At 71.2% G+C, this 21,588-nt stretch carries 19 protein-coding genes; 2 read left to right on the forward strand and 17 right to left on the reverse strand.

All coding sequences use genetic code 11. The features are described from left to right. The first annotated feature begins 46 nt into the window (after positions 1-46). Complete coding sequence (locus DEJ04_RS00520) at positions 47-889, forward strand: NAD(P)H-binding protein (RefSeq protein ID WP_111045656.1); 843 nt, start codon at positions 47-49, stop codon at positions 887-889. Here the strand turns inward: DEJ04_RS00520 and DEJ04_RS00525 are convergent. From DEJ04_RS00525 to DEJ04_RS00570, 11 genes are all read right to left on the reverse strand, one after another. Continuing rightward, complete coding sequence (locus DEJ04_RS00525; RefSeq protein WP_111045657.1) at positions 882-1,643, reverse strand: triose-phosphate isomerase family protein; 762 nt, start codon at positions 1,641-1,643, stop codon at positions 882-884. The two genes, DEJ04_RS00520 and DEJ04_RS00525, sit on opposite strands and share 8 nt — an antisense overlap. Beyond that, positions 1,640-3,346: a dihydroxyacetone kinase family protein gene (locus DEJ04_RS00530; protein WP_111045658.1), complete on the reverse strand. Its 1,707-nt coding sequence runs from the start codon at positions 3,344-3,346 to the stop codon at positions 1,640-1,642. The genes DEJ04_RS00525 and DEJ04_RS00530 overlap by 4 nt, the downstream gene beginning before the upstream one ends. Then, complete coding sequence (locus tag DEJ04_RS00535) at positions 3,343-4,734, reverse strand: MFS transporter (RefSeq protein WP_035809316.1); 1,392 nt, start codon at positions 4,732-4,734, stop codon at positions 3,343-3,345. Before DEJ04_RS00535 ends, DEJ04_RS00530 begins: the two co-directional genes overlap by 4 nt. Positions 4,735-4,854: 120 nt before the next feature. Then, entirely contained in the window at positions 4,855-5,640 is a 786-nt protein-coding gene (locus DEJ04_RS00540; protein ID WP_111045659.1) for an SDR family NAD(P)-dependent oxidoreductase, read from the reverse strand. Between the two features lie 15 nt (positions 5,641-5,655). Then, complete coding sequence (locus DEJ04_RS00545; protein ID WP_056072625.1) at positions 5,656-6,609, reverse strand: 3-hydroxyacyl-CoA dehydrogenase family protein; 954 nt, start codon at positions 6,607-6,609, stop codon at positions 5,656-5,658. Continuing rightward, positions 6,606-7,628: a sugar phosphate isomerase/epimerase gene (locus tag DEJ04_RS00550; protein ID WP_111045660.1), complete on the reverse strand. Its 1,023-nt coding sequence runs from the start codon at positions 7,626-7,628 to the stop codon at positions 6,606-6,608. The genes DEJ04_RS00545 and DEJ04_RS00550 overlap by 4 nt, the downstream gene beginning before the upstream one ends. Positions 7,629-7,721: 93 nt before the next feature. Further along, complete coding sequence (locus tag DEJ04_RS00555; RefSeq protein WP_111045661.1) at positions 7,722-8,438, reverse strand: GntR family transcriptional regulator; 717 nt, start codon at positions 8,436-8,438, stop codon at positions 7,722-7,724. 240 nt (positions 8,439-8,678) lie between these two features. Further along, positions 8,679-9,023 (reverse strand): hypothetical protein, encoded by a 345-nt coding sequence (locus tag DEJ04_RS00560; protein WP_146248612.1) that lies wholly within the window; start codon positions 9,021-9,023, stop codon positions 8,679-8,681. Between the two features lie 3 nt (positions 9,024-9,026). After that, a complete protein-coding gene (locus tag DEJ04_RS18130; RefSeq protein WP_146248613.1) occupies positions 9,027-9,554 on the reverse strand; it encodes a hypothetical protein in 528 nt (175 codons plus the stop codon). 85 nt (positions 9,555-9,639) lie between these two features. Next, positions 9,640-10,008: a hypothetical protein gene (locus DEJ04_RS00565; RefSeq protein ID WP_111045663.1), complete on the reverse strand. Its 369-nt coding sequence runs from the start codon at positions 10,006-10,008 to the stop codon at positions 9,640-9,642. A 34-nt stretch (positions 10,009-10,042) separates the two neighbouring features. Further along, positions 10,043-10,567 (reverse strand): NUDIX domain-containing protein, encoded by a 525-nt coding sequence (locus DEJ04_RS00570; RefSeq protein WP_181437691.1) that lies wholly within the window; start codon positions 10,565-10,567, stop codon positions 10,043-10,045. 120 nt (positions 10,568-10,687) lie between these two features. Between DEJ04_RS00570 and DEJ04_RS00575 the strand changes: the two genes are divergently transcribed. Further along, positions 10,688-11,572 carry a phosphotransferase gene (locus DEJ04_RS00575; protein ID WP_111045665.1) on the forward strand — a complete coding sequence of 295 codons (885 nt, stop codon included), beginning with the start codon at positions 10,688-10,690 and terminating at the stop codon, positions 11,570-11,572. 21 nt (positions 11,573-11,593) lie between these two features. Here DEJ04_RS00575 and DEJ04_RS00580 read toward each other — a convergent pair whose 3' ends face one another. The 6 genes from DEJ04_RS00580 to DEJ04_RS00610 all read right to left on the reverse strand — a co-directional run bounded on the left by DEJ04_RS00580 (position 11,594) and on the right by DEJ04_RS00610 (position 21,531). Further along, entirely contained in the window at positions 11,594-12,511 is a 918-nt protein-coding gene (locus DEJ04_RS00580) for a GNAT family N-acetyltransferase (protein ID WP_220035536.1), read from the reverse strand. Positions 12,512-12,687: 176 nt separating this feature from the next. Further along, entirely contained in the window at positions 12,688-14,637 is a 1,950-nt protein-coding gene (locus DEJ04_RS00585) for a prolyl oligopeptidase family serine peptidase (protein ID WP_111045666.1), read from the reverse strand. Continuing rightward, positions 14,634-16,439 (reverse strand): N-acetylglutaminylglutamine amidotransferase, encoded by a 1,806-nt coding sequence (locus DEJ04_RS00590; protein WP_111045667.1) that lies wholly within the window; start codon positions 16,437-16,439, stop codon positions 14,634-14,636. The genes DEJ04_RS00585 and DEJ04_RS00590 overlap by 4 nt, the downstream gene beginning before the upstream one ends. After that, positions 16,439-19,024 (reverse strand): carboxylate--amine ligase/circularly permuted type 2 ATP-grasp protein, encoded by a 2,586-nt coding sequence (locus DEJ04_RS00595; protein WP_111045668.1) that lies wholly within the window; start codon positions 19,022-19,024, stop codon positions 16,439-16,441. Before DEJ04_RS00595 ends, DEJ04_RS00590 begins: the two co-directional genes overlap by 1 nt. Before the next feature lie 759 nt (positions 19,025-19,783). Then, entirely contained in the window at positions 19,784-20,662 is an 879-nt protein-coding gene (locus tag DEJ04_RS00605) for an ABC transporter permease (RefSeq protein WP_027466954.1), read from the reverse strand. Continuing rightward, the gene (locus DEJ04_RS00610; RefSeq protein WP_071404408.1) at positions 20,659-21,531 is read right to left on the reverse strand and encodes an ABC transporter permease; all 873 of its coding nucleotides are present in this window, start codon (positions 21,529-21,531) and stop codon (positions 20,659-20,661) included. Before DEJ04_RS00610 ends, DEJ04_RS00605 begins: the two co-directional genes overlap by 4 nt. Between the last annotated feature and the right edge of the window lie 57 nt (positions 21,532-21,588).

The following is a 21,588-nucleotide window of genomic DNA, read 5'->3' on the forward strand; positions in this document are numbered from 1 at the left end:
GTTACCGGCGCTACCAGAGCGCTGTTTCCACCGATACGGAGAAGTCATGATCGTCATCACCGGGGCCACCGGAGCCCTCAACGGCGCGACCGCCGACCACCTGCTCGAGCACCTCGCGCCGTCCGACCTGGCGGTGGTGACCCGTGAGCCGGCCCGAGCACAGCGGTTCGCCGACCGCGGCGTCGAGGTCCGCCGCGGCGACTACGCCGAACCGGAGACCCTGCCGGCGGCCTTCGCGGACGCCGACCAGCTCCTGCTCGTCTCGTCGAGCGACCCGGCCGCCGACGCCGTCGCGCTGCACCGTGCCGCGGTCGACGCAGCCGTGGACGCCGGCGTCGGCCGGGTCCTGTACACGAGCCACCAGGGCGCCGCGCACGGTTCGCCCTTCGTGCCCGCCGCGCACCACGCCGCCACCGAGGACCTGCTCCGCGACTCCGGGCTGCCGTGGACGAGCCTGCGGAACGGCTTCTACGCGCACAGCGCCGCCTGGATGACGGGCCCGTGGCAGGAGACCGGCACGGTGTCCGTCCCCGTCGACGGCCCGGTGTCGTGGACCGCCCGCGAGGACGCCGCCGAGGCAGCCGCCGCGATCCTGCTCGCCGATCAGCCGTTCGACGGGCCGGTGACGCTCACCGCTCCGGACGCGCCGACCTTCGCCGACCTGGCTCGGCAGGCGTCCGAGGTGTCCGGTCGGACGATCGGGTTCGAGGCCCTGGGCGAGGACGAGTGGCGTGCCCGTGCGCTGGCCGCGGGGCAGGACCCGCACATGGTCGGGTTCCTGCTCGGCATGTACCAGGCCGCCGAGCGGGGCCTGTTCGCCGGCACCGATCCGCTGCTCGGCGAGCTGCTCGGTCGCGCCCCACGGCCGGTGCGCGACCAGCTCAGCTGAGCGCCGCGACCTCGTCGAGGATCGCCTCGACCGCCGCGGGGTCGTGCGCGAACCGTCCGAGGAACAGCCCGCCGATCCGGCCCTGCCCCCGGGTGAGCAGGCCCGGTCCGGCACTGCCCCCGTAGAGGACGGTGCTGCCGTGCAGCTCGGGCCGGGTGCCGAGGTGCTGCTCGATCCCGGCGAGCACCGCCACGATGTGGTCGTCCGGTGCGGGTGCCGGTGCGCCGATCGCCCACACCGGCTCGTAGGCGACGGTCAGGGGTCCGGCGAGACCCTCCGCGACGGCGGTCGAGACGGCCCGGTCGAGCTGCGCGGTCACCGCCGCCACGGCCTCGGTCGGATCGGAGGCCCGGTCCGGCTCCCCGACGCAGACCAGCGGACGCAGGTGGTTGCGGAAGGCCGCGTGCACCTTCCCCGCGATCGTCGCGTCGTCCTCGTGGAACAGGGAGCGCCGTTCGGCGTGCCCGATCTCGACCAGGTCGACACCGATCTCCCGCAGTTCGGCGCCGGAGACCTCGCCGGTGAACGCGCCCGCGTCGGCCCACGACAGGTCCTGCGCGGCGAGGAGCACTCCCGACCCGGAGAGCACGTCGCGGACGGGCACCAGCGCCGGGAACGTCGGCGCCACGAACAGCGTCGCCGCACCCGAGCGCACCGCGGGGTGTCGCCGGGCGATGTCGCCGACCTCGGCCGCCCACGACAGCGTCCGGGCATGCGAGAAGTACGTCTTCAGCGACACCCCGACGGTGATCACGGGGCGACCGTCTCCACGACGAGGGCGAACGACAGCGCGCCGGGGTCCGCGGTGCCGACGGCCTGGTCGGCATGGGTGCGCGCCCGGCCCATCCTCGGCACCAGCGACTCCGTGGCGTCGGCGGCTTCGCGAGCGGCACGGACGGCGTCGCCCCAGGCCTCGGCGAGCGCCGTCCCGGCGTCGAGCCGGGTGCGGAGCACCTCGTCGAACGGCACCAGGGCGTCCACCATCGTCTTGTCACCGACGGTGGCGCCGAACGCGAGCACGGCCTCGGTGGCCGCGCGGACCCCCTGCGCGACGGTGGCACCCGACGGACGCGAGTCGTCCCCGACCACGCGACCCAGTGCCTCCAGGGCGGCACCCCAGATCGCACCGGACGTGCCGCCGGCCTTGTCGGACCAGGCATCCGCGGCGACCAGCAGGACGGTGCCGGCACCGGCACCGCGGCTGACCGCGTCGGCGGCTGCGACGTCGGCGGCGTGCGATCCGCGCTGCATCCCGATGCCGTGGTCGCCGTCACCCGCGACCGCGTCGATGCGCCCGAGTTCGTCGGCGTGCTGGTCGAGGACGGCTCGGACCGCCGCGAACCCGGCGGCGACCTGCTCGGCGACCGCACGGGACTCGTCGGTCGCCTGGCCGATGCCGACGCCCTCGGCGTCCGCCGCCACGGTGGACGGGTCGACGCGCTGTTCGGCGACCGCACCGCCCTTGCGGTAGGCGGGCGTGTCCGCGGGTGCTGCCCAGAGTTCCTCGAGCTCGTCGTCGAGCCAGAAGAGCGTCAGGGAGACCCCGGCCATGTCGAAGCTCGTGACGAGTTCGCCGACCTCGGGCTCCACGATGACGACGTCGGCGTCCGCCAGGCGCCGCTGCACCGAGCGGTAGACGACGAAGAGCTCCTCGTACTTGACCGAGCCCAGGCCGTTCAGGATCGGGACCACCCGCTGGCCCTCGAGCGTCACGCCGTCGGGCAGTTCGTCGAGCAGCCGGGACACCAGCAGCTCGGCCAGACCGTCGGCCGACGGCACGTCCGTCTCGTCGATGCCACGCTCGCCGTGGATGCCCATGCCGACCGCCATCCGGCCCTCGGGCACCGTGAACAGGGGTTCCTCGGCACCGGGCAGGGAGCACCCGGAGAACGCGACGCCGAAGCTGCGCGTCCGGTCGTTCGCCCGTTCGGCGACGGCGGTGACCGTGTCGAGGTCGTCCCCGCGCTCTGCGGCGGCGCCGGCGACCTTGAAGACGCAGAGGTCACCCGCGATGCCGCGGCGCTTCGCGCGCTCGTCGGCCGGGGCGCTCGTCACGTCGTCGGTGACGCGGACCGTCCGGACCGGGATGCCGTCGGCCTCGAGCGTGCGCGCCGCGGCGTCGAAGTTCAGGACGTCACCGGCGTAGTTGCCGTAGCTGAGCAGCACACCGCCCCCGTGCTCCGCGGCCTTCGCGACCCCGGTGACCTGCTGGGCGCTGGGGCTGGCGAACAGGTTGCCCATCGCGGCACCGGCGGCCAGTCCGTGTCCGACCAGTCCGCCGAACGCGGGGTAGTGCCCCGAGCCGCCACCGATCACGACCGCGACCGTGCCGTCGGGGCTCGTGGTGGCGCGGGCGACGCCGCCGTGCACCTTCCGCACCCACCGCTCGGTCGCGGCGACGAAGCCGTCGGTCGCCTCGTCGGCGAAGTCCGCCGGGTCGTTGAACAGTCTGGTCATCGCTTGCTGCCCTTCGGGTCGGTGGTGCGGACGTGCGAGGTGTCGAGCAGCTCGTCGGCCTTGGCCCCGCGGAAGAACTTGGTGCAGAAGATCATCACCGCGGCGACGAACGCCAGGACGCCGAGCGAGACGATGCCGAACGCACCGCTGTCGGTGGGCACCACCTCGTTGATCGCGGTGCGCATGATCGGGGCGACGAACCCGCCGAGGTTGCCGAGCGAGTTGATCAGGCCGATGCCCGCGGCGGCTGCGGCACCGGTCAGGAACGCCGTCGGGTACGCCCAGGTGATGGGGCCGACGGCCAGGAAGCTCGCGACGGCCAGGGTGATGAACAGGATGCCGAGCACCGGCTGCCCGTTCGCACCCGCCCACGCCGAGCCGAGGATCGACAGACCGGTCGTGACGTAGAACAGGGTGCCCCAGCGACGACGGCGTCCGACGGAGTCCGCACGCGACCCGATCAGGTAGCAGGCGACGAGCCCGACGAGCCACGGGATCGCGGACACCAGACCGACCTGCCAGCCGACGTCCTGCCCGAGCAGCGAGGACACCTGCTGCGGCAGGTAGAACGTCGTGCCGTACACGGCGACCTGCAGGCAGAAGTAGATGATCGTGAAGTACCAGACGCGCCCGCTCGCCATCGCGCGCCAGATGCCCTTCGGGCCGTCCTCGCTGCGGGCGGTGTCCTCGCGCTCCATGGCCGCGGTGAGCGACGCCTTCTCGCCCGGTTCGAGCCACTTCGCCTGCTGCGGACTGTTCGTCAGGAACACCAGGGCCGCGATGCCCGCCAGCACCGCGAGGATCCCCTCGCCGGCGAACATGACCTGCCAGCCGTGGAACGGGGTGACCTGGTCACCGACGCTGATGAGGCCGCCGGACAGCGGGGCGCCGATCATCTGCGAGAACGGCTGCGCCAGGTAGAAGATCGCGAACATGCGCACGCGCACCTTGTTCGGGAACCACTCGGACAGGTACATGATCACGCCCGGGAACAGCCCGGCCTCGGTCACACCCAGGATGAACCGCAGGATGATGAACATCGTGTCGTTCGTCGTGAAGGCGAACAGTGCGGCGACGATGCCCCACGTGACGGCGATGCGGGCGAGCCAGAAGCGCGCACCGAACCGCTTGAGCAGCAGGTTCGACGGGATCTCGAAGATCGCGTAGCCGATGAAGAAGATGCCGGCGCCCAGGGCGAAGGCGGCGTCGGAGATGCCGCGGTCGACGCGCAGGGCCTCTTCGGCGAAGCCGACGTTCGTGCGGTCGAGGAACGCGACGAAGTACAGGATGACGAGCATCGGCATGAGGTGCTTCGTCGCCTTGCCGATGGCGGACTTCAGGCCGGGGTCGTTCGTCGACCCGAGCGCGGGGGCAGGGGGTAGTGACACGGGTTCGCTCCTTTGCGAGCACGGTGCGGTCGTTCTGGCGTCCGGCGGTCGGTTCGGTCGTCCGGACGGGAGGCACGGATCGCGTCGCCCGGTCGGCGCGCGTTCCGTGGGCGGCTGGCCCTAGTGCATGTACAGGCCGCCGTCGACGTTGAGCGTCTGGCCCGTGACGAACCCGGCGTCCTCGCTGATCAGGTACGCGACGGCCGCGGCGATGTCCCGCGGGGTGCCGATGCGCGGCAGCACGCCGTCGGCGGCCATCTCGGTCTTCCGCTCCTCGGACAGGGTGCCGCCCATGATGTCGGTGTCGATCGGACCGGGGGCGATCGCGTTGACGGTGACGCCGCGCGGGCCGAGCTCGCGCGCCAGGCCACGGGTCAGGCCGATCACGCCGGCCTTCGCCACCGTGTACGGGGTCTTGCTGAAGGTGCCGCCGCCGCGCTGGGCGGAGACGGACGACAGGTTCACGATGCGCCCGTAGCCGGACCGCACCATCGACTCCGCCGCCCGCAGGCTGGCGAAGTGCACACCGTCGAGGTTGATCGACAGCACCCGGTGCCACTCCCCCTGGGGCAGGTCGAGGTAGGCGTGCGCGGAGGAGACCCCGGCCAGGTTCACCAGCGCGGTGATCGGCTGGAGCTCGGCCTCGATCGTGTCGAAGGCCGCACGGACGGCGGACTCGTCGGCGACGTTCGCACCGACACCGACGGCCCGCACGCCGTGCTGTTCGCGGATCTCGGCGGCGACCTGCTCGCTCGCCGCCTGGTCGAGGTCGATGATCCCGACGTCCCACCCGGCCTCGGCCAGGTGGTGGGCGGTGGCGCGGCCGATGCCCCGCGGTGAGGCAGCCCCGGTGAGGACGACGGTGCGGTCGCGGTGCTGGCCGGCTGACTGGTTCTGGTCGCTCATGGTGTCCCTCCCGCCTCAGTGGATCGGTGCCGGGCCGAGCTCGTCGAGGAGTTTCTGCATCGCGACGTACGCCTTGTTCCGGTAGGCCACGAGCTCGGGCGTGCGGTCGGCGGGGACCTCGAGGTACCCGGCGCCCGACTTCGTGCCGAGCTCACCGGCGTCGACGTGCTGCTGCAGCGACGGCGGGGTGGCGAAGCGCTCCGGCCAGCGGGTCTGCAGCGACTCGAAGCAGAACGCGTAGACGTCGAGTCCGGCCATGTCGGCGATCGCGAACGGGCCGAAGAACGGCAGGCGGAACCCGAACGTGGTCCGCACGATGGTGTCGATGTCGTCGGGGCTCGCGATGCCCTCGTCGGCGATCTTCGTGGCCTCCTCGAACAGCGCGTACTGCAGGCGGTTCAGGACGAACCCCGTCGAGTCCTTCACCCGCGCCGACTGCTTGCCGGTCGCGGCGACGACGGTCTCGCCGACCTCGATCGCGTGCTCGTTCGTGGTCGGGTGCGGGATGAGCTCGACGCCGGGGATGAACGGCGCCGGGTTCGAGAAGTGCACCCCGAGGAACCGCTCCGGGCCCACGACCGCCTCGGCCAGCGACTCGATCAGGATCGTCGAGGTGTTCGAGCCGATCACGGCGTCGGGGCGGGCGGCCTCGCTGATGCGGCGGAGCGTGGCGTGCTTGATCTCGAGCTTCTCGGGCACGGCCTCCTCGATGAAGTCGGCGTCGGCGACGGCGGCCTCGATCGACTCGGCAGCGCTCAGGTGTGCGCGGACCCGTTCGACGGCGTCCTCGGGGAACAGTCCGTCGGCGACGAACTGTGCGGTCTCGCCGAGCAGTCGCTCCAGGTTCTGCTGGGCGATCTCGGCCGAGACGTCGGCGATCCGGACGGTGTGGCCGGCGAGGGCGAGGACCTGGGCGATCCCGCCGCCCATGTAGCCGGACCCGACGACGGCGATGTCGAGGGTGCTCATCGGATTGCTCCTTCGGTGCTGGTTGCTGCAGTCGGGGTCGCCGTCGCGTCGAGCTTCGTCGTCGCGAGGACGGATCGGATGTACTGCTGGTTGGTGGCGCAGACGCCGAGGCTGTCCCCGCCGTACTGCTCGGTCATGACGATCCCGCGGAACCCGTCGGCGACGGCGTCGCGCAGGACCTGGCGGTAGTTGATGAGGCCCGTCTCCATCGTGCTCGGCGCGCTCGTCGCCCAGCTGCCGTCGCCGGCCTCGTCACGGGTGTAGTTCTTCACGTGCAGGTAGTTCGTGTGCGGCATGGTCTTCGCGAACAGCTCCCGCCAGTCCTCGACCGGACGGTGCAGACGGATGAGGTTCGCGACGTCCGCGTTCAGCCCGACGTTGTCGAGCCCGATCTCCTCGATCAGGCGGACCGCGCTGTCGGCAGTGCCGAGGTACGTGTCCTCGTACAGCTCGAGCGCCATCGGCAGCCCGACACTCGCAGCGTGCTCGCCGAGCTCCCGCAGTCGCTTGACCGCGGCCTTCCAGACCTCGGGGTCGTCGGGGTCCTTCGGGCCCGGCGCCGTCCAGAACCACAGCGCCCGCTTCTGGGCGTCGGTGAACGGCTGGTGCAGCCCGGTCGAGAAGACCTGCATGCCCCACTCGGCCGCCGCGTCGATGGTGCGGTGGGCGTACGCGAGGTTCTCGTCCTCGTGCCCGGGCTGGATGACGCTCTTGCGCTGCAGGTGCACCGACGGGATCCCGATGCCGTGCGCCTTCGCGACGGCGAACAGCTCGTCGCGGCGCGAGGGTTCGAGGTCAGCGGGCCGGATGTGGCTGTCGGCGAGTTCGGCGAGCGAGAAGCCGACGGCCTCGATCTGCCCGAACACCTCGTCCCACACCTCGGCGGGGGCGTCGTGGAAGGCCGTCCCGTCGCGGGTGACCTGCGCGAACCCGTGCAGGCACGCGGCGATCGGCCAGGTCTCCGACGTCCAGGTGGTGGGGTCCCAATCCTGGTCGACCCAGTCCTGTGGAGTGGTCACGGAATGCTCCCTTGCATGTCGTGGTGGTTCGGCGATGAACCTCTTTCCTATAGGAAAGATACTCGCACGACGCCGAAACGCAACCCCTCTGCCTCAGCTGGTGTGGGACGCGTCGGCGCGCGAACGCAACCGGACGGCGTCGATGTGGAGCCGCATCGCGGCGACGGCCGACGTCGGGTCCGCAGCCAGCGCCTCCAGGATGGCCCGGTGCTCGTGGACCGCACGATCCGTGTCGTCCCCACCACCCTCGACGATCTGCCGCATGCGGTGCACGCGCGTCGTGATGATCTCGGACATCTCCTCGAGGAACGGGTTCCGTGTCGCGTCGAAGATCAGCTGGTGGAACTGCCAGTCGCTGCGGAAGAAGCGGGCCATCAGCTCTTCCGGCGCGTGCGCAACACCGACGGACGCGACCTCGGCGGCCACCGCAGCCTGCGCGTCGAGCGCTGCCGCCAGTCGCTCGCGCAGGCCGTCGACGTCGCCGCGGGCCGCGAGCTCGACGGCACCGCTCTCCACGATGAGCCGGGCGTCGAACAGGGCCTCGAGCTGGTCGCCGGCCAGGGGCGGGGAGATCCGGTAGCCCTTGTTCGCTTCACGGGTGACGAGGCCGGTGCGTTCGAGTTGCACCAGGGCTTCGCGCACCGGGGTCGGGGACACCCCGAGGGAGCGGGCCAGTCCGTCGATCGACAGTCGCATGCCCGGTTCGACGTCATGGCCCATCAGGACCTCGAGCACCCGGTCGTAGACGCGGTCGCGCAGGCCGAGCTGCGTGATGCGCTCCGTCCCGAAGCCGGGCATGGTCGTGGACATGGGTCGATCCTAGAGAATCCACGACTCGGGGCTCGGTGGGAGGGGGCCGAGCCAGGCTGCCCACGGCCGTCACCTTCTTCGATGTGGTCGCGGCATCGCGCTCATGTCGTTGCCGGACTTGCTCGATTGCCTCTCCCTGCGCGCCATATGGCGCTCTTGTGTCAACGGGTAAACGGCTAAGGCCTCAGGAAAACACGCGCCAAAAACGTAGCTGAACAACGGAACCGCACTATCAGACGCCTACTTCACGTGCAACATCTCCCGAGCAACTTGGCGCAGCTCCGGCCCGAGGATTTCGACGATAGGGGACCGCCGACCGAGACTTTCGACGAATGATACAGCTATCGCATTCTGCAACCATTCCTTGCCGCGCGCATAATCGATATCTAAATCGTCAAGTGTCTTTTGGATGCGTGGGTCCGTGGGATCGAGCCGGTATGCGGCGGAGATCTGGAAGACAACGTCGCCTAGGAACAAGTGCTCCATGAGATTCTGGTTGTCATCCCAATTGACCGGGTCGTCGAACAGGTGCTTGTATTCAGGGTGCTTAGTCACGAACTGTTCGCCCCATTCGGTCGGTGTCAAGGCTTAGCCTCCCATTGCGTTCTGCAGATCGTCCAAGAGCGCCTGTGCCACTTCGCGATCGTGTTCGGAGAGGGGTCCTGACTTGCCCTTGAGCAGGTTTCGGAGTCCGTTACTGTCCTGCTTTCCCTTGATCATGTGGTTTTTCCCACCGACTAGCTTTCCGGTTGCGCGTTCCCATCGAATGGCTGTCGCCGTCGTGCCGTCACCGATGCGCTTATAGCTGTCGCCTCCCTTGAATTGGTTTTCGATGATGTTCGCGAGCTTGGGGTTAGACACGACGGGTCTGACTGCTGGTCCGGTGCTACCGGCGCTTGCTACGGTCGTTGCGACGGTCCCGAGGACTGTTCCGGTCGTGTACCACCCGGTGTTTGAACGCACCTGGCATGCGCCAGTGGGCGCAATCGCGTCGGTGAGCTGTGCGGTGAGTCCCAAGCTTGCCCCGTCCCCGAACCCAACGACAAGGCTTGTGATCTTTCCTGTCCAGCCGGTGGTTAGTGCGTCGCCGAGAGCGAGCCCAGCGTCGGAGAGCACAATTTGGTCCGCTGTGCCGATGGCTCACTGAAACGGGGACTGCGGCCGTTCGATCCTGATTGCCACGACGGCAAGGTGCAGCGATCTACGTGTTCGTCGCCGCCTTGAGGATGACGACGGCGACCGCGGTCAGCAGGAGGGCGCCGCCGAGGCCGGCGAGGGGGTACCAGACGCCGCCGGCGCGGTGGTGGCGGCGGATGCCGAACGCTCCGCCGGTGATGACTGCCGCGAAACCGCCGAAGAAGGTGAGGCCCATGCTGCTGTACCAGCCGGCATCCCCGCAGGAAACGGTGCGGGCGGCGCAAGTGCTGTACGAGATGAGGCTCTCGTCCAGGATGTAGCCGACGCAGCCGATCGCGGCGAGCAGGCCGACGACGATGACGACCCAGATGAGGACGAGGTTCCACAGCGCGCCGCGGTCGCCGAGCGGTGCGCGTTGGATGCGGGACGCCATCGGGCTCCTGTTCTGGTCCGTCTCTCGGATGTCATCAGAGTGCCATGGGGGCAGCGAGGATCGATGCCATCGCCGCTGGCCACAGCGCATCCAGCCGCGGCCCCCATGGTTCTGCCATCACCCCACTCTGGCGAAGCGCGGTGACCTCCGACAGGGAGACCCAGCGCCAATCCATCACCTCGGTCGGATCCGCTCGCACCGCTGAATCACTCGGCTCCTGCACGACGAAGAGGTCCACGAGCGCCGTCTCCTCGGTGAAGCGGCCGACGCGGCGCAGCGCCTCGGGCTCGACTGTGACGTTGGTCTCCTCGAGCAGCTCTCGGCACGCAGCTGCAGGACCAGTCTCGCCTGCGAACGCGCTCCCACCGGGGAACTCCCACCCGAAGGCGAACTCCTTCGTCGGAGCCCGCTGCGTGAGCAGGACGGTTCCGTCGGCTCGGTAGACGCACACCGTGACCACCAGATGGAACGCCCCACCCGGCCAACCCGCGTCACCGCGCCGGAACGTCCCACCCGTCGGCACCCCGGCCGCGTCAACAAGATCCCACCACTCGTCCACAGCGCCAGCGTAGGACGAACCGGCACGCCGAACGTCGACATGCGGCGTCCGGCAGCGGATCGGCTACCGAGACGTGGACGAGGGGTTCCAGTGGTCGGAGCAGGACGGTAACGTGCCGCCATGCACTGGGGGGCCACCGGACTCGACGACGACCAGATCGCGTTCGTGCAGCAGACGCTCCCCGATGCCGTCGTCGTGGCCGATGACTCCTGGGGGCTCCTCGACACGAGGGTCCTGCACGTCCGCGCTGGCGACGACGGCTTCACCGTGAAGGCCTCCGGCCCGACCAACACCCACTTCCCCCGCGAGCTCGAAGCACACCGCACCGCCACCGCCGCACTCCGAGCCAGCGGGGACGCCGGTGCCCTCGTCGCCGCGAACGAGGAACACCGCGTCCTCGTGCTCGAACGCGTCCCCGGGCACCTCGCCCTCGGGACCCCGGACGAGCACGACACCGACGTCCACCGTCAGGCCGGGGCAGTGCTCCGACGGCTGCACGACCAGGACACCCGCCACGACCCGACGTTCCTGCAGCACGAGCAGGCGAAGGCACTGGCCGCGCTCGACGCCCCGCACCGGATCCCCGACGACGTGGTCGCCCGCGCGCGAGCAGCACTGCGCGCACTCCCGACCGACCACACGACGCAGTCCCTCGTCCCGACCCACGGCGACTTCCACCCGCGCAACTGGATCGTGGACGACGACGCCCGCGACGACCGCAACGACCACCACCGCAGGCTGCGCGTCATCGACTTCGGCCGCTTCGGCTGGCGCCCCGCGTCCTTCGACCTCACCCGCCTCGCGGTGCTGCACTGGCAGCACGATGGCGCCCTCGAAGCGGCGTTCTTCGCCGGGTACGGGGACGATCCGCGCACTCCGGACGCGTGGCGCTGGCTGCAACTCCGCGAAGCAGTGGGCACCGCGACCTGGGCCTACGCGGTCGGCGACGAGGGCTTCGAGGCCCAGGGCCACGACATGCTCCGCCGCGCCCTCGCCGCGTTCTGACCCGTCAGGCCCGGACGCCGCTCACGGCACCCGCACGAACCGCGGCGCCCCACGGTCGCGCAGTCGGAAGCCGAGGTGCTGGTACAGCCCGATCGCACCGGTGTTCCCGGCGGCCGCGTGCATCAGCGCGGTCTCGCCCCGCTCGCGGATCCCGTGCGCGACGGCGAGCACGAGTCGCCGACCGAACCCCTGCCCCCGGTACGCCTCGTCCGTGCACACCGCGCTGATCTCGGTCCACCCCGGCGGGTGCAGGCGCTCCCCCGCCATGGCGACGAGCCGCCCGTCCCGCCGGATGCCCAGGTACGTGCCGAGCTCGATCGTGCGCGGCAGGAACGGCCCCGGCTTCGTCCGCTCCACCAGGGCGGTCATCTCCGGCACGTCGTCGGGCGTCAACACGACGGCTTCGTCGTCCGGTGCACCCTCGATCGCCTCACCGGTCAGCTGCACGCCACCGGCACCCTCGACGAGCTCCCACCCCACGGGCAGGACGGCGGCGGCACCGACGCCGAGCATCCCGCCCGACCCGAGCAGCGCCCGGACGTCCTCCCAGTCCTGCGCGGTGGGCTGCTCGGGGATCCCCGTCCACACCGACACGTCGGTCTGGTAGCGGACGACGTCGCCACGCCGCTCGGCGAACCGCGCGTGGTGGCTGTTCAGGGCGGCCATGGCGGGTGCGTCGAGCATGCGCGTCGGGGTGCCGTCGTCTGCGATGGCCAGGTCGAGGGTCCGGAGCGCTTCGCCGCGGGAGTCTCCGCCGCGGAACCCGAGGTCCTCGATCCGGCGGCGATCGCCGTCCGCCCACCCGGCGGTGTCCGCGACGACCCCGGAGGCGTAGTGGTTCGTGGCACGGTGGACGACCAGCTCGACGTCCGCTGCCGAGGCCACGAGGACCTCTCCGGGTCGGGGCAGCGCGGTCGAGGTCGGCGCAGTCGTCGTCATCCCACCATTCTCCGCCCGCGGCGAGCGCCGCCGACGCATCGTTGCACCCGGTGACGGCACGGTGCGAAGTTGACCACCCGGTGCGAGGAAACAACCTCGCACCGGGCGTGCAACCTCGCACCACGGAGAACCTGCGCGAGCGCGAGCGCGAGCACGAGCACCAGCCCCGCCCCGCCTCACCCCAGCCGCGCCGCCACGAACTCCACCATCCGCCGCACGAGCAGCGCCTGCGACGACGCCCGCCGGTACTCGTGTCCCTCGCCCTCGAGCTCCAGGTACTCCACGTCGTGCGACCGCTCCCGCAACGCCGCGACGACCTGGTGCGCCTCACCGATCGGCACGTTCGTGTCGAGCTCCCCGTGCACGACGAGCAGCGGCGCCGTGACGTCATCGATCGCGCGCATCGGCGACAGTGCTGCGAGCAGGGCCTCGTCCTCGACGGGGTGGCCGTACTTCGTGGCGGCAGCAGCCGCGATCCACGGTTCGGTGTCCCGGTAGAAGGTCGCGAAGTCGCTCATCCCGCACACCGCGACCCCGGCAGCGAACACCTCGGGCGTGAACGCCAACGACGCGAGGGTCGCGTACCCGCCGTAGGAGCGCCCCTCGACGGCGACGCGGGAGCGATCGGCGTACCCGTTGGTCACCAGGAACCGCGCGCAGTCGACGACGTCGGCGAGCGCGTTCCACCGCAGCGCCAGGTCGTCGGCGTGCACGAACTCGTGGCCGTACCCGGAGGACCCGCGGATGTTCGGCGCGAACACGGTCACCCCGGCGGCGGCGAGCGCCTGGTGCTGCGGCGAGAAAGTGGGTCGTTCCTGCGACTCCGGTCCGCCGTGCAGGTGGACGAGCGCTGCGCGCGGGCCGGGAGGAACGTCCTGCGTCACGCCATCGGCATCCGCCGACGACGCGGTCGGCTCCACGGCCCGGTACAGCCAGCCCGTCAGCTCCAGTCCGTCGCGGGCGGCGAACCGCTCGAGCGTCGGCTCGACCAGCTGCACGTCGGGCAGCACCGGCACGTCGGTGACCCGGCTCCAGGTCAGCGCGTTCGTGTCGAGCCGCCACAGTTCGCGCGGCCGGGTCGGCCCCTCGACGGCGAGCAACACGCTCCGGCCGTCGCGGCTGAGCACGGGGTCGGTGACGACGTAACCGGGCAGGTCCGGAACGGGGGTACGCGAGGCGTCGTGCGTGTTGATGAGGTCGAGTTCGCTGCGACCGTCGACGTTCCAGACGAGCAGCAGCGTGCGGCCGGCGTCGTCGGCGTCCAGGTACTCGAGCTCGGCGTCGTCGCGCTCGACGATCCGCCGGGGCGTGCCGCGCCAGCCGTGCGGGCCGACCGGCTGCGCGACGAGTCCGCGGCGGGGCAGTCCGGCCTCGGTGGCGACGTAGGCGACGAGCGGACTGGTCTCGCTCGCGGGCGAGGGCCGCAGGAACGCGATCTCGGCGGACCCGTCGGGGTCGTCGGCGAACAGGGCATGGCTCTCGTCGGTCAGCCGGTCGACCACGACGACGAACTCCTGGCCGCGCTGCCCGTCGCTCAGCACGACGAGCCGTTCCTCCACCGACAGGTCGAGGATGTGGATGAGCTCCCCCACGGCCAGGTCGTCGCGGTCCCCGGTGACCGGGTCGACCAGGTACGCACGGGCCGGCTGCTCGGGCTCGGTCGAGGGCAGGGTGATGACGACCCGGTGTCCGCTGCGGCTCCACGGTCCGAGTTCGGCGTGCTGGTACCGCGAGCCGGCGATCTGCGCGGCGTCGGAGCCGTCCGGCCGCACCACCCAGACCTGTTGCTTCACGCCACCGTCGGTCGCGATGGCGACGGCGAGCCACTCCCCGTCGGACGACCACGACACCCGGATCACGGGGTCGTCGGAGAGCGCGATCCGCACCGGTTCCGGCAGCTCGCGGTCGACGACGACGTCCTGCACGAAGACCTCGGGGGTGCCGTGCCGGTCGCTCACGAACGCCACGCGCCGGGCGTTCCGGGTCATGGTCGGCCCCCACGATCCCCAGGCGGCGGTGAGCCGCGCACCCAGGTCGGCCGCGACCCTGGTGGTGACCGACGGCTCGACGCTGGCCGACGACGCGACGCCCTGCGCGCCTCCAGTCCGGACGGAACCCACGATCACCGCACCCCCTGCTGCTGCAGCCACATCTCGATCAGGCCGAGCTGCCAGAGCGCGTTCGCGCCGATCGCGGTCCTGGTGCTGTTCGGGTCCTGCAGCATCCCCTCGACGGTGGCGGGGTCGAAGAGCCCGCGTTCCCGCGCCTCGGGTGCGTGCAGCGCGTCGCGGACGCGCTCCAGGTACGGGCCCTCGAGTTGCCGGATGGCGGGGACCGGGAACGAGCCCTTGCTGCGGTCGATGACGGCGTCGGGGACGATCCCGCGCGAGGCGCGCTTCATCACGCCCTTGCCGCCGTCGGTGAGCTTCATCGACGGCGGGATCGCGGCGGCGAGCTCGACGAACTCGTGGTCCAGGAACGGCACGCGTGCCTCGAGCCCCCACGCCATCGTCATGTTGTCGACGCGCTTCACCGGGTCGTCGACGAGCATGATCGTGGTGTCGCTGCGGAGCGCGGCATCCACGCTCGTCTCCGCGCCCGGCCGTGCGAACTGACGGTCCACGAAGGCCGACGGGGTGTCGTCGTCGCTCTTCCACCGCTCCCCGAGCAGGCCCTGCAGCGCCGGCCACCGGCGGTCCATGAACACGGAGCGGTATGCCTCGGCGGCCTGGTCGCGCGGCACGTCGGCGAGTGGCGGGTACCAGTCGTAGCCGGCGAGCACCTCGTCGGCACCCTGGCCGGACTGCACCACCTTGACGTGCTGCGAGACCTCCTGCGACAGCAGGTAGAAGGCGACGCAGTCGTGGCTGACCATCGGCTCGCTCATGGCGGCGACCGCACCGTCGATGCCGTCGAGCAGCCGCGACGAGGGGATGTGGATGCGGTGGTGGTCGGTGCCGAAGTGCTTCGCGACCTGGTCGGAGTACTCGAACTCGTCGCCGGACTCACCGCCGGCTGCCTCGAACCCGATGCTGAACGTGGCGAGGTCCTGCTGCCCGGCCTCGGCGAGCAGCCCGACCACGAGCGACGAGTCGATCCCGCCGGAGAGCAGCACCCCGACCGGGACGTCGGCGACCATCCGGCGCTCGACGGCGGTGCGGAGCGAGCCGATGAACGCCTGCTCCCAGTCCCGCTCGGACCAGTCGGCCCTGGCGGGGTCACGCTCGAAGCGCGGCTCCCAGTAGACGGTGTCGTGCGTGGTGCCGTCGGGGTCGATCACGCGGACGGTCGCGGGCGGGAGCTTGCCGACGCCGGCCAGGATCGTGCGGGGTGCGGGGACGATGGAGTGGAAGCTCATGTACGAGGCGAAGGCGACGGGGTCGATGGACGTGTCGACGCCCGACCCGCCATCCACCCCGCCGTCTCCGGCCAGGATCGCCGGCAGGGAGCTCGCGAACCGGAGGCCGCCCGGGACGGGTGCGACGTAGAGCGGCTTGATGCCGAGCCGGTCCCGCGCCAGCACCAGCCGGCCGCTGCCGTGCTCCCAGATGGCGATGGCGAACATCCCGATCAGGTGGTCGACGAACGCGGTGCCCCACTCGGCGTACGCCAGGGCGATGACCTCGGTGTCCGACGTCGACGCGAACCGGTGCCCCTTGCCGTGCAGCTCGTCGCGGAGCTGCCGGTAGTTGTAGACCATCCCGTTGTAGGCGATCGTCAGCCCCGCCTCGGCCAGCACCATCGGCTGCGCGCCCGCGGTGGACAGGTCGACGATGGACAGCCGTCGGTGCCCCAGGGCGACCGGGCCGCGAGCCCACAGGCCGTCGCCGTCCGGGCCGCGGTGCGTCATGCAGCCGGTCATCCGGGCGACCGCCCCGACGTCCGGCGCTCGGCCGTCGAACCGGATCTCACCCGCGAGTCCACACATCAGCGCTCTCCCTCGGTGTCCGCCGGGCCGGAGTCGGTGTCCGCCGGGGCGTTCCCGACGATCCACGTGTCCTTCGCGCCGCCGCCCTGCGACGAGTTGACGACCATGCTGCCTTCGGGCGCGACGCGCGTCAGGGCCACGTCGGCCAGGTGCACGTCGTCCGGTCCGGTCCCCGTCGCGTAGACGAAGGCCCGCAGGTCCACGTGCCGCGGGTCGAGCCCGGCGGGTCCGATCGTCGGGTGCGAGGACAGCTGCACCACCTCCTGCCCCACCCACCCGGCGGGGTCCGCGGCGATCTCGCGCCGTCGCTCGGCCACCTCGGGGGCGCTCGCGCTCGGTCCGATCAGGACCCCACGTCCACCCTCGCCGTCGACCGGCTTCGTGACGAGTTCCCCGACGCGGTCCAGGACCGACAGCCGTTCGACCTCGATGCTCGTGCGGTACGTCGGCACCGATGCCAGCAGGGGTTTCTCGTCCAGGTAGTACCAGATCAGGTCCGGCACGGTGACGTACATCGCCTTGTCGTCGACGAGCGCGTTGCCCGGCGCGTTCGCCAGGTAGACGCGTCCTGCCTCCGCCGCGTCGAGGATCCGCGCACCGAGGTCCGGAGCGTGCTCCGCCGTCAGCACGCTGACGTCGCGGTCGATCCGCAGGTACAGCCCGTCGAGCACGTCACCCGTCGTCGCGTCGACCACGCGTCCGTCACGGACGTCCAGGTCCGACCCGGCCAGGAGGCGCAATCCGGCCCCGTCGGCCAGCCTGCGGTGCTCGAACCACGCGCCGGCGGCGGGGCCGTCGCTGACCAGCGCGATCACGGGGTCGGTCGCGCCCGTCACCGCGGTGGTGTTCGCGCAGAGGGTCCGGCGCAGCCGGTCGATCACGCCGTGCGGGTCGCGCAGGTGTGCCGGGCGCGGGGCGTCCGGCACGACGTCGTCCATCAGCTCGCGCAGGGCGATGCCGTACGCGACGCCTGAGGGCGAGCGGACGTTGTCCTCGAGCACCCGCCAGCCGCCGAACTCGTTGCGCACCAGGTCGAACCCGAGCACCGGCGCACGGACGGCGGTCGCCGGCAGCCGGGTGGCATCCGGGTCCCAGCCCTTCGCGCCGACGAAGTGCTCCGCGTCCAGCACGCCGTCGGCCACGATCCGCCGGTCGCCGTACGCGTCACGCAGGAACAGCTCGATCGCGCGGGCACGCTGCCCCAGGCCACGCTCGAGCTGCGACCACTCGTACGCGCTGATCGTCCGGGGCACCAGGTCGCAGCCGAACTCCTGCGCCCCGCCGTCCACCACGAAGCCGACGTGGTGCTCGCGGGTCCAGACGTCGCGGGCGGTGCAGCGCTCGATCGCGGTCTCGGCGTCCCAGCCGTCGAAGAACGCCGCCAGGTCACGGAACGCCGGACGAGGGCGCGCCCCGGGGCCGACCGCCTCGTCGCCGGCGCGGACGCGGTACCCGGGGATCGGGACCACCGGGTCCTCGTCGCGTCCGGACGGGAGCCCCGCGGTGTCCTCCACCACCAGGGCGACGACGTCGTCCATCTCCCCGCGCTCGGCGTAGGCGGTGCGCTGCCGGTCGGTGGAGTTGCCACGTGCCAGGGTCGCGTCGAGGAGCTCCGTCACCGTGCCCCAGTCGCCGAGCTCCTCGAGCTCCGGACGCAGCCGGGACACGAGCTGGCGCACCGCGACCTCGGCGGGCAGCCGTTCTGGGTGCTGCCCGAGGCCGACGAGTTCCCCGCTCAACCCGGAGCGGGCGGCCTGCCACATCGCTGCACGGTGCAGGGGTTCACTGCGCGGGTGCCACTCGGCGCCGGACACGACCGACTTCTCGGCCTTGCGCACCGCGGCGCGGAAGAGTCCGGCGATGAGCACGGCGTCGTCCACCACCGGGGTCGCGTCGCAGACCCGGAGTTCGAGCGTCGGTGCGTGCGACGACGGCCGCACGTCGAAGTAGGCCATCTTCTTGTCGGCGATCACGCCCGAGGCGATCAGGTCGTCGAGTACCCGGTCGTACTCGGCGGCGTCCTCCACCGGACCGAAGCTGCCGGCCGACGGCCACCGCTGCCAGATGATGCTCCGGAACGAGGCGTACCCGGTGTCCTGCCCGTTCCAGAACGGGCTCGACGCGCTCAGGGCGAGCAGCACCGGGAGCACCGGCGCCACCCGCTGGGCGATCAGCACCGCCAGGTCGCGGTCGCTCACCCCGACGTGCACCTGCAGGCCGCAGATGAGCTGTTCGTCGACGAGCATCCGGTACTGCTCCTGCATCCGGCCGTACCGACCGCCGGAGCTCAGCTCGAAGTCGGCGTACTCCGACCTCGGCGCGGTGCCGACGGCGGCGATGGTGACCCCGGCCGGAGCGATCGCGGCGCTGAGCTCGCTGCGCAGGTCGACGATCACCCGCCGCAGGTCGTCGAGGGTCCGCACCACCGGGGTGTTCGTCTCGATCGTCGTGCGCTGCAGCTCGGCGCCGAAGCGGTCGGTGGGCAGTTTGGGCAGAAGGCGCGGGGCCTTCGCGGAAAGTCGGCCGGACTCGAGGTCGATGAGGTGCAGCTCTTCCTCGGCGCCGAGCGTCAGCTCTGCACTCATGGCTGGAACCTACGCGCGGCGGCTGTGGCGCGCACCGCGGCACACCGCCCGACTCGTGCCCGTAACACGCACGTCCACCGAGCGTCACGAGCACTGAACTCCCGCCCGCACCGTGCGAGGCGCGTCACCCCGTGCGAGGTTCCACGCACCGTGCGCCGCTACAAGCACGCACCACGCGTGCAACCCCGCACCAGTCCGCGCAACCCGCACCGTGCGCCCCGCGCCAACCCCGCACCGGCCCGCTGCGCACACCGCCCGACTCGTGCCCGTAACACGCACGTCCACCGAGCGTCACGAGCACTGAACTCCTGCCCGCACCGTGCGAGGCGCGCCACCCCGTGCGACGTTCCACGCACCGTGCGCCGCTACAAGCACGCACCACGCGCGCAACCGCGCACCAGCCCACGCAACCCGCACCGTGCTTTGGACGCCCCGCACAGGCGGGAGGCACGGCGCCAGCCCACCACGCGCCTCCCGTCCGCACCGTGCGCACCTCTTCACCCCGTGCGAGGTTCCACGCACCGTGCGCCGCTACAAGCACGCACCACGCGGCCAACCGCGCACCAGCCCACGCACCCCGCACCGTGCTTTGGACGCCCCGCACAGGCGGACGGGAGGCACGGCGCCAGCCCGCCACGCGCCTCCCGTGCGCACCTCTTCACCCCGTGCGAGGTTCCACGCACCGTGCGCCGCCACAAGCGCGCACCACGCGCGCAACCCCGCACCAGCCCGCGCATCCCGCACCGCGCGCGCCGGCCCCTACCCCCGCGTCCGAGCCAACCGCCGGTTCAGCGCCCCGTTCAGCAGCGCGACGAGCAGCCCCACCGCGAACACGAGCGTCCCGAAGCACAGCACCTGCGGCGGCATCCCGGCCTTCGCGGCGCCGTAGACGAACAGCGGGAAGGTCACCGCGGGCCCGGCGACGAACGAGGTGATCACGTAGTCGTCGATCGACATCGCCAGCGCCAGCAACCCGGCGGCGAGCATGCCCGGCGCCAGCAGCGGCAGGGTGACGAGCCGGAAGGCCTGGAACGGTGTCGCCCCGAGGTCACCCGCGGCCTCCTCGAGCGCCCGCGAGGTCCCCGCGATCCGGGCCCGCAGCACCACGACCACGTAGGCGACGTCGAACGCCACGTGCGTGATGAGCACGGTCAGGAACCCGGTGCCGAGCCCCACCGACAGGAAGAAGGAGAGCGACGCGGAACCGACGACGATCGACGGCGCCGCGATGTCGGCGAACACGACGGTGTTCACGACGCCGCGACCCGGGAACCGGTACCGCTCCAGGGCCAGCGCGAGGGGCAGCCCGATCGCGACGGAGATGATCGCGGCGAGGAACGCGACGAGCACCGAGGTGACGAACGCGGCCCCGAGCCCGGACACGTTCACCAGGTTCGCGTACCAGTAGGTCGTGAAACCGTTCCAGGCGAACGACAGCCGGTTGGTGGGGGCGTCGTTGAACGAGTACACGATCATGTAGACGATCGGCACCAGGGTGATCGCGATCGTCACCCAGTACACGATGGCGAGCCAGGGCCCACGACGGTTCACGCCGTGACGACGCGGACGGCCGGCGACGGAACCGGTCACGGGCGAGGCCGGAGCGGCGGCGGAACGGGACGGTGCGACGGCGGTCATACGAGGTCCTCGAGGTCGTCGGTGCCGGAGACGCGGGCGTAGATGAACAGGATGATGCCGAGCACGACCATGAGCACGGTCGACAGGGCCGCGGCGACGTTGTACTGCTGGTTGCCGGAGTAGGCGTCCTGGATCGCCTGACCGATCGTGTACGTGTTCGTGCCGCCGAGCAGGGCCGAGTTCACCGGGTCGCCGACGCTGTCGATGAAGACGAGCAGTACCCCGGCGAAGATGCCCGAGCGGGACAGCGGCAGCGTGGTGTGCCAGAACGCCCGGAACTTGCCGGCGTACAGGTCGTTCGCGGCCTCGCCGAGTCGTGGGTCGATGCGCTCGAGGGCGGCGTAGATCGGCAGGACCATGAAGGCCAGGTCGTTGTAGGCGTCGCCGAAGATCACCGCGCCCCCGGTACCGAGGATGTGGAAGTCCTTGCCGGCCAACCCGAGCGCCTGCAGCGTCGTGACGACCGGCCCCTGCGACGCGAGCACGAACGCCCACATGTCGGTCCGGATGATGAACGACACCAGGAAGCTGATGAACACCAGCATGAGCAGCGGGTTCTTCCACCGCGGCGACACCCGGAACGCGATGAAGTACGCCACCGGGTACCCGACGACGATGCAGGCGATCGTGGCGGCGGCGCCGTACCAGAGCGACCGGAGCAGGAACGTCAGGTAGGGCACCTGCGGATCGACGAACAGCGAGCCGTAGATCCCGAAGTTCCAGGTGAACGTGTAGCCGTCGTCCGGGTTGCCGGTCATGAGCGAGACGATCAGCCCGGACACCAGCGGGATGACGAAGAACACGCAGAGGTACGCGGTGCCGACGAGCGCCAGGAAGAACGGTGTGCTCCGACGGCGTCCCCGCCGCACCGGCACGGAACCGGACGGACCGGCGGAACCACCGGGACCACCGGGACCGCCCCCCGG

The organism is Curtobacterium sp. MCLR17_044 (assembly GCF_003234435.1).
Classification (GTDB): domain Bacteria; phylum Actinomycetota; class Actinomycetes; order Actinomycetales; family Microbacteriaceae; genus Curtobacterium; species Curtobacterium flaccumfaciens.